The sequence below is a fragment of the uncultured Maribacter sp. genome (genome assembly GCF_947495965.1).
Taxonomy (GTDB): domain Bacteria; phylum Bacteroidota; class Bacteroidia; order Flavobacteriales; family Flavobacteriaceae; genus Maribacter_B.
In genome coordinates this window covers 59,656-74,151 of the sequence record NZ_CANMBB010000008.1, presented here as the reverse complement: position 1 = coordinate 74,151, position 14,496 = coordinate 59,656, and the positions used below count along the sequence as shown (strand labels likewise).

7 protein-coding genes are annotated in these 14,496 nt (G+C 34.2%); 1 reads left to right on the top strand and 6 read right to left on the bottom strand.

All coding sequences use genetic code 11. The features are described from left to right. The first annotated feature begins 534 nt into the window (after nucleotides 1-534). The gene (locus Q0820_RS14100; protein WP_298488451.1) at nucleotides 535-9,186 is read left to right on the top strand and encodes a T9SS type B sorting domain-containing protein; all 8,652 of its coding nucleotides are present in this window, start codon (nucleotides 535-537) and stop codon (nucleotides 9,184-9,186) included. A 106-nt stretch (nucleotides 9,187-9,292) separates the two neighbouring features. On the opposite strand, the gene Q0820_RS14095 is transcribed toward Q0820_RS14100, so the two are convergent. The 6 genes from Q0820_RS14095 to tsaD form a co-directional block, all read right to left on the bottom strand. Next, nucleotides 9,293-10,477: a class I SAM-dependent methyltransferase gene (locus Q0820_RS14095; RefSeq protein ID WP_298488449.1), complete on the bottom strand. Its 1,185-nt coding sequence runs from the start codon at nucleotides 10,475-10,477 to the stop codon at nucleotides 9,293-9,295. A 7-nt stretch (nucleotides 10,478-10,484) separates the two neighbouring features. Further along, nucleotides 10,485-11,585 (bottom strand): AI-2E family transporter, encoded by a 1,101-nt coding sequence (locus tag Q0820_RS14090; RefSeq protein ID WP_298488447.1) that lies wholly within the window; start codon nucleotides 11,583-11,585, stop codon nucleotides 10,485-10,487. Nucleotides 11,586-11,589: 4 nt separating this feature from the next. Further along, the gene (locus Q0820_RS14085) at nucleotides 11,590-12,240 is read right to left on the bottom strand and encodes a DUF4159 domain-containing protein (RefSeq protein ID WP_298488445.1); all 651 of its coding nucleotides are present in this window, start codon (nucleotides 12,238-12,240) and stop codon (nucleotides 11,590-11,592) included. 101 nt (nucleotides 12,241-12,341) lie between these two features. After that, nucleotides 12,342-13,049: a 16S rRNA (uracil(1498)-N(3))-methyltransferase gene (locus Q0820_RS14080; RefSeq protein WP_298488443.1), complete on the bottom strand. Its 708-nt coding sequence runs from the start codon at nucleotides 13,047-13,049 to the stop codon at nucleotides 12,342-12,344. A 19-nt stretch (nucleotides 13,050-13,068) separates the two neighbouring features. Continuing rightward, entirely contained in the window at nucleotides 13,069-13,416 is a 348-nt protein-coding gene (locus Q0820_RS14075) for a TfoX/Sxy family protein (RefSeq protein ID WP_298488441.1), read from the bottom strand. A gap of 11 nt (nucleotides 13,417-13,427) precedes the next feature. Next, the gene (gene tsaD / locus Q0820_RS14070) at nucleotides 13,428-14,450 is read right to left on the bottom strand and encodes a tRNA (adenosine(37)-N6)-threonylcarbamoyltransferase complex transferase subunit TsaD (protein WP_298488439.1); all 1,023 of its coding nucleotides are present in this window, start codon (nucleotides 14,448-14,450) and stop codon (nucleotides 13,428-13,430) included. Between the last annotated feature and the right edge of the window lie 46 nt (nucleotides 14,451-14,496).

Genomic DNA, 14,496 nt, shown 5'->3' with positions numbered 1-14,496 from the left:
ATACTTAATTGTGTAAAGGTATCCTATAGCTTAGCTCTTGGTAAGTAGTATAACTGTCTTTTTCTTTTCTATCAGAAGGGGATTAAAGCATATGAAACCAGCCATTTTATATAAAATTTGGAGGTAATTTTGTGTCTAATAATTTGCCGTGTTTTCTTATGTAAATTTTACGAATATTCTATTTTTTTAGATAAAATAAATACTTCTTTTTCTCTGTAATTTACATACTGCCGTCTGGTAAAAAAAATCCTATAGTGGCTCTAGTTTTTTAACTATTAGAATGATTGAAAACTATTTTTATTGGTTAAAAACAGTACTTTTTTTGAGTTGAGAAAATCGATAAATTGTGCATTACAACGAATAATTAAAAATAGTAGATACTTTTCTTCATGGACTTACGTTAGAATAATATTAAAATGGTCAATAAATTTTTTGTTTAAAATTAAAGAGAAATTATAAGTTTAAAGAATTACACTAAAAAAACATTTAGGTTCCCCAAATCATAAACTGTTTTTTTTAAATACGACTTAACCTATGCTACCAAAAAAAACCAAGTATACCTTGTATGCTGTTCTATTGGTTTTTGTTTCTGCAATATATTCAACTGCAGTAGCAAATACAACAGTTTTTGAATTACTTAAAGAAGTAAGTTTTTCAAAAAAAGAGGCTGTGACCAAAACGGAGTCTGTTAACACTAAAAATACTACAACATCTTATAAGAGTATAAATAAAAGGGATACTAAAGTTAGTATGACTCCTATGTTTATGACTTTAGTTCAGGGAGCAGATGCTGAGGTTACTTGTAATGATACAGGATCTACAGTAGCCCAGTTTTTTTTATGTGGGGATGCAGATGACAGGACTATTTCTTTATCAGGAGGACCATACGCAAATGTTTCATGGCAACGGTTGGGAGGGCCGTGTAGTCCAGATACAAATACGGACTGCCCAGATACATCAAATTTAAGTTGCTATACCAATAATGTGGTTTCTACGGCACAGACTTTAGGTATTGATGCTAGTACTATTTCTGCCACAGAAGGTGCGGAGTATAGAGTAGTAGTAGATGGTACTCCATATTATATTGAAGTTACAAAAAGTACTATTGATTTATCTTATTTAAAGGACGATTATATCTGTAATAGCCCTGGTCGTATAGAATTAACTGGATTGCCTAATAATTATGAATTTAGAATAAAATTAGAAAGTGACCCTAGTTTTGGTCCTACTTTTCAATCTTCATCTGTTTTTTCTAATTTAAATCCAGGTAGATATGAAATAGAAACTAGGTTAAATATAGGTGGAGATGTTTGTATATATCGTTATCCCGTAATTGAAATTTTCCAAGAAGACATAGCCATTAATGTAACTTTTACAGATGCACTTTGTAGTGGAGATTCGGGTAGTATTTCCGTGGAAGCATTACCTAATAATGTAGGTCCTTATGTGTTTACTTTGTTAGATGAAAATGGAGCAGAAATTGAGTTTACCTCTACTATAGCAAGTAATACGCATACCTTTACAACAGTTAGCGCAGGAACTTATTCTGTTCAAGTAGAAACCAATGAATGTAAGGAAGATATTCCAAATGGAATAGCAGCTCCAACTCAAGATAGAGATATTAATGGAGATCCAATTACAATAGGTAATGGGTTAAATCCTATAAATGTTATTACGGATACAAACGGTGGGAGTTTTGGTTGTGCTACAATTACGAGTGTAGACATAGATGTTACTGTTACTGGAGGTTCAGGGCCTTATACATATACAGTAGATGATGGAGGTAATTCTGGAGGGTCTTTTTCTTCTACAGATACCTATACAGTAACAACCGAAGGTACTTATACTTTTACTATAACGGATAGTGCAGGTTGTACTGCAACTAAATCTGAATATATTGCTAGTCTAGATCCGCCAATTGTTACGGCGACAAACTTTAATGGAACATGTACTAACGGAGGAGGGAGAATTGATTTTAACGTTGTAGATGCAAGAGGTTTTAATTTAGAATTTAGAGCTGCTAATACTGATGCTTGGAGTACCGCAATGTCATTGCCAGTTGCAGATGGAACTTATAATACTATCGAGGTGCGTTATTTTCAAGGTGCATTTGAGTGTATTTTGCCGCTACCTTCAGAGACTGTAACGTCAGAATCAGGTTTAACCGGTTCTTCCAGTATAACACAAGATTATACTTGTGCTAATGGAGGGGGTATAATTGAATTTGATGCAGGGTTAACTTCAGGTGGTTCAGGTACTGGTTACCAGTATAGTTTAGATAATGTTACTTACCAAGCAGGAACAAGTTTTACAGGTTTAGCTCCTGGTACTTATGTCCCATATATAAGAGATAATGCCGGTTGTTCTCAAGGATTAGCACCTTTAGTAATATCAGATCCAGAAGAGCCTTCGGCAATAGATTTTGTTCAAGATAATTTAAATTGTGCAGCGGGTACAAGTAGAGTTACCATAAATGTAACTAGTGGTGTTGCAATTACACAGTACGCTATAACCTCACCTACTTCTACAAGCCAAGCAAGTAATATCTTTCCTGGGTTGTTATTGGATACCTCATATCAATTCGAGATAACAGATGCAAATGGCTGTGTGCATTCTGCTAGTTTTACAACAGGAGGGTTTAGCACTATTAGAGCACGTGTAAAATCAGGAGGAGATACTAGGGTTTGCCCTGGTGCTACAGATGGTTTTGGAGCATTTTTAATAGATGGTTTTGGGATAGATTATGATTATACTATTACAGGGCCAAGTACTGCATTAAGTGGAACAAGCTCTAATTCAGAAATTCCAATTAGTGGTTTAGGGGTAGGAACTTACACAATATCTGTAACAGACAATGAAACTAATTGTATAAACACTGCAAATTTAGTGATAGAGGAACCAACAACCCCGCTTTCTGTTACTGGGAATGTAACTGCTATGAGTTGTCAAAACAATAATATAGGTAGAGTTCAGGCAAATGCTGGTGCAGGTAGTGGTTTTGGAGGATATAGATATGAATTAGAATGGCCATCAGGAACATCTCAAGGACCTAAAACAGGTAGAACATTTGGTAACTTAACGGAAACAGGTACATATACGCTAACAATTATTGATTCTGAAGGTTGTACAGCAACGGATACATTTACACTTTCTGAGGTAGATGCTCCCGTAATTTCATTAGTAAATGCAGATCGTTGTTTTTCACCAACTAATGATGGTGAAATTACGGTTTCTTCTACGGCTGGTACAGCAGCTTTAGGAACGCATAGATATCGTTTAGGAACTTCAGGGGCAACACAAGTAAGTCCAGTATTTCCTAATTTATCACCAGGAACATATACAGTCCAAGTGGTAGATGGTAATAATTGTACCGATGAATTAACAGTTACAATACCTCCACAAATTCAAGTTACTCTAGATATAATTTCTGAAATTTCTTGTGATGGAGATGGTTTAATGCAAATAAATATTAATGGCGGAGATATTTCTAATTTAGCAGCAACATCATATACAATTTTTAAAGATGGTATTCCTGTAGCAGGGCATACAGGAAATACATTGCCTTCTGCTTCTTTTCCGTATACAGTTCCTTATGGAGAGCATGGAGATTATACGGTAGAAGTTACAGATAATAACTCTTGTACAAATATATCCGTACCAAGAACATATACAGAGCCAACAACTATTTCTGCTACAGAACGTATAGTAGGACCAAGCTGTGGAGATCTAAATAGTGGTTTTGTAGAGATTTACCCTACAGTATCCTCTGGAGTACCACCTTTTCAGACAGTTTTGGCTCCAGCTTCTTATGGGTTAATTGCTAACCCTAATGATCCTGATCCAGCAGTTACTAATATTTATGATTTTAGTTCGCAAACTATTTATTCAGGTTTAGCAGCAGGGGATTACCATTATATAGTAAAAGATGATAGAAATTGTATTACAGGAATTATAGCTATAACCATAGCACCTGATGGAACAGTGCCTCCTTCTGCAACCGTAACACCTGTTGATGCTACATGTGCTGCAGCTGGAGAAATTTCTGGTGGAGTTATAATTGATGTAGCAGATGGATCACCTAATTATACGATAAGAATTGAAGATGAATTTGGAAATCTTTTAGTGGAACGTTTAAATGTAGCGCCAGGAGATTTGCCATTGCCAATTAATGATTCTAGTCTTGTGCCAGGAAATTACCAAGTAGCAGTTATAGATTCCCGTGGTTGTTTAGATATAGAACCATTAACAATAGGAACAGCAACTTTAGACATTACACCTGCATACCCACCACCACCTGCAACATGTTTGCCAGGAGGGGCTACGGTTTGTGTAGAAATCTCAGGAGGAACACTTCCTATAGATTATAGTATTAGATTGGTAGAAAACCCAGTTTTGTCATGGGAGGGACCTAATAATGGACCAACCAATCATTGTTTTACAGGCTTGTTGTATGGAGTTTCATATACAGTAGAGGTTCGTGATGATAATACAAATTGTACGTATGATGAAGTAATAACCTTGCCAGATGGTCCAGGTGTAGATGTAACTTTGAGTATAGATAATTTAACTTGTAGAAATGGAAATGTTGGATTAAACTATACTGTAACAACAGGAACTGCTCCTTTTGATATTGTTATTACCAATTTAGATACAGGTGTTGAGGAGTATAACCAAACTACATCTGATGCAACTTTTGCAACACCATTAGCTGTTCCCTCTGGTCGCTATGGAATTTCCGTAGTGGATGCTGGGAATTGTAGTGGAGGTGCTGAAGCTGTTGCAGCTTTAAATTTACCAAGAGTAGACATAATAGAAAATATAAATGCAAATTGTAATGCACCAGGACAATTAACGGTAAGAGGTAGTGGAGGTACTCCTTACGGTACGGGTAGTCCTTATTTTTATGCATATATGCCTTCTGGTGTACCTCCTGTTGCTTCAAACTTTACAGATGCAACAACAGTTTCACTTCCTGGTTCTTCTTCTCCTGGTACAGATTATGATATCTGGGTGCAAGATTCTAGAGGTTGTAATTTTATGATTAATGCAGCAGTTATTCAGCTTGATCCCGCTTTACCTGCTCCGACAATTAATGTTAATAATCAATGTAACGCAGTAACTCCTCCTGGTGGATTTACAATTACAGTAGAAATACCTGGAGATATAGATACGCCTACGTTTACTTTAAATGGTAGTACACAAACACCAGCTTATGTTGCAGGAACACCTACGCAAGCAACTTTTACGGTTGGTAGTATAGGAACATACCCAGTTAATGTTATAGATGCTAATGGTTGTGACGTGGATGCTATAGCTGAGGTATATGAGATACTTTCTGCTTCTGGAGGTTTTGGAGCTAATACCCCAACTTGTGCAAATGCAGATGGCACAATTACAATTACTGCTAACGGAGGTAGTGGTAATTTTGATTTTGAATTACAAGACAATTTAGGCACAAGAATTATTAATAATTCTACAGGTATTTTTAATGGAGTACCACCAGGGGAATATCAAGTTCTTCTTACGGATGATTTGGCTAATGATGGTAGTATTCAATGTACTGTTCTGGTTGATGGAATAGTAAGTGATCCTCCAGTAACTCCAGTTATTCAAGATATTGGGAAAAGTGATATGAGTTGTCATGATGTTGTAGATGGTAGTATTAGTGTAGCCTTACAGACAGGAACGGATAGTGATGGTATTCAAGAATACAATTTGTATGTTGGTTCTTTACCCCTTGCTCCTACTGCAACACCAATAGTAACACAGCCATCAGGTGAATTTACAGGCTTGGGAGCTAATACATACGTAGTAGAGGTTGTTACAGATAAAGGGTGTACAGATGTAGAGGAATTTACAATTGTGAATCCACCCGCTTTTGAAATAACTTGGGATCCAGTAACTTTTGCTTGTGAAACAGGAGCAAACAGGTACAGTACAGCTACTATATCTACTCAAATAGTAGAAGTTGGTAATGGTGCCCCATATCGTTATAGATTAAATCCTACAGATAGTTACCAAAGTAGTGGTGATTTTGAAATTGTAGATAATGGATCATCTCAAACAATCACAGTGTATGCTATAGATGCTAATGGTTGTGAGCACGATTTTACAAGAGTAATTGACCCTCCTTCTGGTGTTACAGGAACAATTGCGCAAGTTACACCTATGGATTGTGAGAATGCAGAGCGTATAACCATTACTGTACCAGAGATTACAAACTTTATAATAGAAGATCAAGGTTCATCAGTATCACCTGTGGCTAATGTTGTTCAAACAAGTGGAAACACAGTAACCTTTGACTTGCCTTTTATGGCAGGTGAATATAGGTTACAGATAAATGACCCTAGCGGTTGTATTTATCCATTAGAGCCTTATGTAGTTGCACAACCAGTATTACCTTCTGTTACAATAAGTGAGTCAGAACCCATAAGTTGTTTTGGTGCTATTGATGGAGCTTTAAATATAGAAGTAACTAATTTTACAGGGATTTATGATTATTGGGTGTATGAAGCTAGTGACCCAGGTTTTTCAGGAGGCGCTTTTGGGTCTGTTGTAGGCGGGAATTCAACAGGTTCAATAGATACTGCAGTAGATGGTAACCCATTTGTTATAGCAGGTTTACCAGCGGGAACATTAAGAGTTGTAATCCGTGAACAAGGAAAAACAGTGGCAGGTTGTAGTGTGTTTAGTGATGTTGCAGTAATTGGTTCGCCAAACGGACCATTGACAATTACAAATGTTTCACAAGAAGCTGTTGGATGTAGTGATAATTTAGGAGAAATTGTTGTTACTGCATCTGGGGGGTGGGAAACTACACCTTATCAATATATGTTAGAAATAGAAAACCCAGTAGGTAGTGGAACCTTTGTGCCTCACACACCATTAGGAAATTCTAATACCTTTACAGGTCTTTCTGCAGGATTGTATAGAATTACTGTAACAGATTCAGAAGACTGTTCTACTACTTCTATAGAAAGATTAAGTGCTACACCTATTATTGAGGCTGAAGCAATGATATTTAGAGAGTTAGAGTGTCCAGAAGGTAATGATGCGGTGATACAATCCGTAGAGCCAGGTACAACAACTCAAGGAGCAATTGGTGGAGTCTCAGGAGCAGGATATCAGTATCGTTTGTTAACTTTAAATAGTAATGATAGAACAGACGTAGCTTCTTCAACTGGTTTGCAAAGTGACCCAAGATTTGTTGGTAGTGCAGGAACAGGGGTAATTGAGGCAGGTTGGTATGCTATAGAAGTTGTTTCTACTTTAAATTGCTCTACTGTAACAGACCCAATACAGGTTATACCTCCTTTACCAATTAACCCTAGACTTATACAAACAGCAGTACCTGCTTGTGGTAATATTGCTACAATGAAGATAGAACTAGGTAGTTCTGCAGAAGTTGGTGCTACTTATGAATATCGTAATTATTTATCAGCAGATCCTTGGTTGCCTATGACATATCAAAATGGTACGGCGGAAGAAAATATTCCAGGAACAATTGGTTTAGCGTATAGATATGAGGTAAGAAAAGTAGGGGATTTAAGTTCTTGTGAACCTAAAGCTACCAATGGTATTACCATTACAGGAGCAGACCCTCTTAGTCTTGATATTAATTCTCCAACCTTTGATGTTACTTGTTCTTATGAAGTAGATGGTAGGATAGAAGCGCATGTAGATGGGGGTACAGGGATTTATGAATTTAGAATATATAATACAGATCCAGGAACAGATGCTTTTGCTGCAGAATTCTTGCCTACTTATGAAAATAGAGCCGTACAAAGTACTGGGACATTTGAGGATTTAGGTGCGGGAGATTATTGGATTTCAGTTATTAGTCGTTTAGATTGTGGTGTAGTGCAAGGACCTTTTTCTATTGCACCCGCAGAACCTGTGATTATAGCAGATAGTAGTACTCCTGTAACATGTAATGGGGAGGCTGACGGTACAATAACAATGGAGGTAACAAGTGCAACTTCAGGTTTAGTAAAATTTGCAATAGAACCTAATTTAAGTGAGTTAGTTACAGATCCAGATAATCCAACTACTTATACATTTACGGACTTGAGTGCAGGGACATATACTGTGTTAGCACAAGATGCAGAGGGTTGTCCGCAAACATTTAGTGTAACGGTAACTGAACCAGAGGTATTACAGGTAGTAGATATAGTTACAACCCCAGAATTATGTATTGGAGCAAATGATGGTACTTTGTCTTTTGATATCGTTGGTGGTACTCAATTTAATAATGTGTTAATACACCCAACTCCTTACTATGAGTTTAAGTTTGAAAAAATTAGTCCAGTAGATGAAACAGGAACAGGTGTTTTTGCTCCATATGACGGACAAATAATTGAAAATTTAGAAGGTGGCGCATCTTATGCTTTATATATAAGAGACGCAAATGGTTGTGAAACAACAGAAGTGATATCTATTACCATTGGGGTAGATTTAACCGCAGAACCAATTATAGAGTACGGGTGTGAAGGTATATTCCCTAATAGCACAACAACAATAGCTATGCAGGAAACAAGTTTACTTCCAGATTTATTATTTGCACTAGACCCTGTAGATCCTACAGACCCTGTGACTGCTATGGCGGGTACAGACTATGTTTTTGGTAATTTAGCACCTGGTAATCATACAGTATATATATACCATGAAAATGGTTGTACAAATATGGTAGATTTTACGATAGATGCTTATGACCCTTTAACACTTACAGCTATAAAGACAGGCCCTAATGAGTTAACTGCTAGTGCAGAAGGCGGTTATGGTGGTTATGAATTTTTCTTTCAAGGAGAATCTTATGGTAGTGAAACAATTTATACTACAAATGAAAGTACTGTAGTAGAAGTTAGAGTGGTAGATAGTAACGGTTGTGCTGCAATGGTTACAGTGCCTTTTGAATTTACTGGAATGTTAGATATACCAAATGCCTTTACGCCAGATGGTGATGGCTTAAATGATTTATGGTCGCCTAATAATAGAGAATTTTTCCCAAACATAGAAGTTAAAATTTATGATAGATACGGTCGTGTAGTAGCAATACTAAACAACGTTACGCAATGGGATGGTAACTATGAAGGCTCACCAGTACCTACAGGGGATTATTGGTATGTAGTTAATGCTAACGATAAAAGCAAAATACAATTTGTTGGGCATTTTACTTTGTATAGATAAGTAAACTACCTCGGGGCAAGCCCACGAGGCATTAGAAGGAAAATTAGCATTGATTTGGACGCAAGCGTCGGAGCATTTAAATCTCGATTATCGAGTAAAATGCTCCTTAATTGTGTTTACTACAAATGAATACAGTTAAGTCATTATTCATTGTCGTTGTAAAAAAAAGATAGACATCTCCGCCATCTTTAATTTTAAGTTTTTTTCTAAGATTGGCAACACTTTCTGGAAAATTACGAGTGGTAATATTAGCTTTAGAAATCTTTAATTCTCGTAGGAATTTTTTATTATAGGGGATGCTTTTTTCAATTTTAAATATTCGCCCAGGGAAGTTAAGAACTTCTTGCTCGCTTGTATATAAATGAGAGTTTACTTGTAGTTTACTTAAATTAAGTTTTTCTCCTAAAATTTTAAATGCTCCAGATTTTAATATAGCTGCATTAGGTTCGTAAAGAAATTGTTTCGGTAAATTGTATGTTGTTTTGGCTTCTTTTTCTTCATAAAAATTAAAACTAAAGGTATCTGTTTTTTGTTTTCCAATATTTATGGTTTTTATTTCTATGTTGTCCTTATAGTCTTTTTCTAATATCCAAATAAGCTCTTTTACTTCATTTTCTAATGAAACTACATGTATTTCCTTAACCTGTTTTAGTTCCGAAATACCAATAGATATATCTAAAAGAGGTGAGGTTTTTATTGCAATATTATTAGATTTATTGAATAGTAATTTTAAATTTTCTGGGACATTAGGAAGGCAGTCTGCTAATAAAAAAACTTTTCCTTTTGCATCATTTCTACGAGAAGGGTCTATATATATCCAATCATAAAAATGGTTACTTTCTTTTAAATATTTTATGCCATCAATAGGAAAGCTTTGAATGTTTTTTGTACCTAATTCTTTAAAGTTATGAGCAGCAATTGTTGCTAGTTTTTCATTGATTTCGCAATGAAAAACTTCTTTCATTTTTTTACTAAAATAGTAGCAATCTATTCCAAAGCCACCTGTTATGTCTATGACGGTTTTTTTGGTTAAAATACTAGCCTTATATTCTGCAGTCTTTTCAGATGAGGTTTGTTCAATATTTAACTTGTTTGGGAAATAAATATTAGGGGTATTAAACCATTTAGGAAGCTTTTTTTGACATTTTTTTTTGGCTTCAATCTGTTCTACGAGTTCTTTTGAAGTAACCCCTGTAAAAGGAGACTTTTTTAATAACACTGACATGGTGTCAGTGTTAATATTATTATTTATAAAAATCTGAACACCAGTACTTAATATTTCTTTATTCAAAGTTTTACTATAAATTATGAGTCAAAGATTTTACTAGCTTGTTTTCGGATAAAAATTCTTTTAAAATAACCTTTATTGCAGTATATCCAGGTACAGCAACGATCATTCCTACTACTCCAAAAAGTAAGCCGGCAATTATAATTACCAAGAATATTTCTAGAGGATGCGATTTAACACTATTAGAGAAAATAAAAGGTTGGGAAAAGAAATTATCTACTAGTTGTCCTATTAATAAACCAATTAAAACATAACCAGATTTTGGAAGTATTACCTCGCTAAAATCTGCACCTAAATTACTAGTCATTGTTAGTCCTATCATTAGCACTCCACCAATTAATGGACCTACGTATGGTATGATGTTAAAAAGTGAGCAAAGAAAAGCTATTACTATCGCATTTTCTATTCCAACAATTAATAGTACAATGGTATAGATAACAAACAAAATAAATATTTGTAATAATAAGCCAAGAAAGTATCTGGATAATAAATTGTTTATTTTTTCTATAGAATTTACGGTTCTTTTTTCATTGTTTTTTGGTACAAACATTAATAAGCCATTTTGAAAAAGTTTGCTATCTTTTAAAAAGAAAAAAGAAATAAATAAAACGGAAAATAATCCAATACTTAAAGAGCTTAAGATATTTAGGAAGGAGTTCAAAAAATCTGGAATAAAGCTAATATTTAATCCGTCTAAAATATTTTTTTCTATTTCAGCATCTTCTAAAGCTTCGTTAACATCTGAAGTAGAAAAACCTAAATAGTTTGTTATTTCTTTATAAAGAGTGTTTACATTCTCTTGTAACTTATCTATATCTAATAAAGATAAGTTTTTTCCTTGTTCAGATATTAAGGGAACAAATAATGCTATAATGCCAGCAATAATACCTACCATTAAAAGCATAGAAATTATTACGGCTAATGTGTTAGGGAATTTAAGTTTACGTCTTAAAAATAGTACTATAGGCCTTCCTATAAGTGCAATTACAGCAGCAAATGCTAAATAGGCTATAACAGATTGTATTTTGTATAGAAAGAGCATAAGAAGGGCTATTGCAACTATAATCCCTATTGCTCTTAAAATACCGTTAGCTATTGTTTTAGATGTCATTTTACTAGTGTTTAAATGCATAATTTATAATGTTTGCTCCCATTTTTAATGCCTTTTTGCGTATTTCTTTAGGGTCATTATGTACAGATGGGTCTTCCCAACCATCTCCTAAGTCCGATTCATAGGTAAATAGTAATACAAGCCTTCCTTCATGAAAAAAACCAAATGCTTGTGGTCTTTTACTGTTGTGTTCGTGTATTTTGGGTAATCCTTCTTTAAAAATAAATTTATCTTTAAATATTTCATGATTTTTTCCAATTTCTTTTAACTCTTTATCTGGAAAAATTTTTACTAATTCTTTTCGTAAATAAGGTTCCATGCCATAATTGTCATCAATATGTAAAAAGCCTCCTGATATTAGATAATCTTGTAAGTTTTGAGCATCACTTTTAGAGAAAAATACGTTTCCGTGCCCTGTCATGTGTATAAAAGGATATTGGAATATAGAAGAGCTACCTACTTCTACAACCTGCGGTTTTTCTTTTATTGTAGTGTTTAAATTGGTATTGCAATAACTAATTAAATTTGGAAGAGCTGTTGGGTTGCTATACCAATCTCCACCGCCATTATATTTTAAAGTAGCTATTTCTTGGGCAGAAGAAAAAATAGGTGTAATAAGCGTTATAAACAGTAGTGTTATGGTGATTTTTTTCATAAAAACCTTACAATTTGATATCTCAAATGTAACAATTATGAAGGTTAAAAAATATTGAGAAGAGATTATTCTAATTGCGTTTACTTTTTCTACTCCAATTTTTATACTTGGTTAATTATAGAAAGCGTAGTACAAGCTACCACTGCAGCAGTTTCTGTTCTAAGTCTATTTTCTCCTAATGAAACCGGAGAAAAATTATTTTCAAAAGCAGTTTTAATTTCTGTAGTAGAAAAATCTCCTTCAGGACCAATAAGTATTGTAGTGTTTTTTTGCTTTTCTGCTTTTTTTGATAAATCAATTTTTTCTGTTTCTTCACAGTGTGCAATAAACAATTGACCGTTATGTTCTTTTTTGATAAACTCTTTGTAACTAATTATTGGGTTAAATTTTGGGAGAAAAGTTTGTAAAGACTGCTTCATAGCAGATTGTATTACTTTTTCCATACGCTCTTGTTTAATTACTTTTCTTTCAGAATTTTCGCATACAATAGGAGTAATCTCATTTATACCAATTTCGGTAGCTTTTTCTAAAAACCATTCAAAACGGTCATTATTTTTAGTTGGTGCTACTGCTAAGTGTATCCATGATCTGCTAGGTTCTTTTTCTTTGGAGTTTAGTATTACAGCGGTGCATTTTTTTGGATTTGCTATGGTAATTTTTGAAGTTAGTAAAAGCCCTTTTCCATTAGTTATAGTAAGTATATCGTCTTCTTTTTTTCTAAGAACTCTTATAATATGCTTGCTTTCCTCTTCACTAAAGGTAAAGTCTATTGTAGTGTTATCTAAATTAGGATTGTAGAATAATTGCATTGCTATATTTTAAACTAAATTATAAACTTTTAAGTTTGCTTTGGGCATGTTCCAAACCTAATTCTATCCAATTTTGTAATTCTTCTTCTGTTTTAAACCCTTCGGGTAATACATAAACAAATTCTTTCATAGGCTTTTTAGTAAAATCCATAGGTTTAACATGGTCTAATTGTAAAAAAGCATCTATTTTCTCGGAAATAATCCTAACCATTAGGCTTCCTTTAATAATGCCAACGGTCATTTTTCCATGAAATAAATATGCAATACCTCCAAACATTCTTTTTTTAGAAAAATTAGAAGCAATGTTTTCTGGAAATATGCTTAAAGAAGTATCTATTCTATTTTCTAGTTCTTTTTGGAAAGACATAAGTTCTTTTTTTAAAAAGTATACCTAGCTTTTGCTGTAATATCTTGTTTAGAAAATTGTTCTTCTTGGTATTTAAGATATCCTACAATACCAATCATTGCTGCATTATCTGTACAATACTCAAATTTGGGAATGTATGTTTGCCATTGATTGGTTTTTTCTTTGTCTTTAAGGGCTTTGCGTATACCAGAATTTGCAGAAACACCACCACCAATTGCAATTTGTTTTATACCGGTATGTTTTATGGCGTTTTTAAGTTTTAGTAGTAATATTTTTACGATGGTATATTGGATAGAAGCACAAATATCCTCTAAATTATTGGCTATAAACTTGGGGTCTTTTTTAACTTCTTTTTGAATAAAATATAAAATATTAGTTTTTAAGCCGCTAAAACTAAAATCTAACTCGCCTACTTTTGGAATAGAAAACTCATATTTTTTTGGATTTCCTTCCGAAGCATATTTGTCAATTAAAGGACCTCCAGGGTAAGGTAATCCCAAAATTTTTGCGCTTTTATCAAAGGCTTCACCAACAGCATCATCAAGTGTTTGGCCTAATACTTCCATTTTAAAGTAGTTTTTGACTAAAACAATTTGAGTGTGCCCGCCACTAATAGTTAATCCAATAAAAGGGAACGTTGGTTTTGTGTTGTCTTTGTCTGCAATAAAATGAGCCAGTAAGTGCGCTTGCATATGATTTACCTCTATTAAAGGAATATGTAACCCTAGAGCTAATGACTTAGCAAAAGAGGTGCCAACCAATAAAGAGCCCATTAATCCTGGTCCGCGAGTAAAAGCTATGGCGGATAACTGTTTTTTATCGATATTTGCTTTAGCTAAAGCTTGGTGTACTACTGGAACAATATTTTGTTGGTGTGCACGAGATGCAAGTTCTGGAACAACACCCCCGTATTCTTTATGAATTTTTTGGGTTGCCACTACATTACTTAATACTTTATCGTTGCATAAAACAGCAGCAGAAGTATCATCACAGGAAGATTCTATAGCAAGAATATAAATAGTTTTAGTTTGCACAGGTTTTGGAATAAAAATTGAAAAGACAAAGGTAAAACATAAAGAA

Excerpts from the sequence above, each read along its gene's own strand:
- Q0820_RS14100 (WP_298488451.1), top strand. The coding sequence starts at position 535 with ATGCTACCAAAAAAAACCAAGTATACCTTGTATGCTGTTCTATTGGTT.
- Q0820_RS14090 (WP_298488447.1), bottom strand. The coding sequence starts at position 11,585 with ATGACATCTAAAACAATAGCTAACGGTATTTTAAGAGCAATAGGGATT.
- Q0820_RS14085 (WP_298488445.1), bottom strand. The coding sequence starts at position 12,240 with ATGAAAAAAATCACCATAACACTACTGTTTATAACGCTTATTACACCT.
- Q0820_RS14080 (WP_298488443.1), bottom strand. The coding sequence starts at position 13,049 with ATGCAATTATTCTACAATCCTAATTTAGATAACACTACAATAGACTTT.
- Q0820_RS14075 (WP_298488441.1), bottom strand. The coding sequence starts at position 13,416 with ATGTCTTTCCAAAAAGAACTAGAAAATAGAATAGATACTTCTTTAAGC.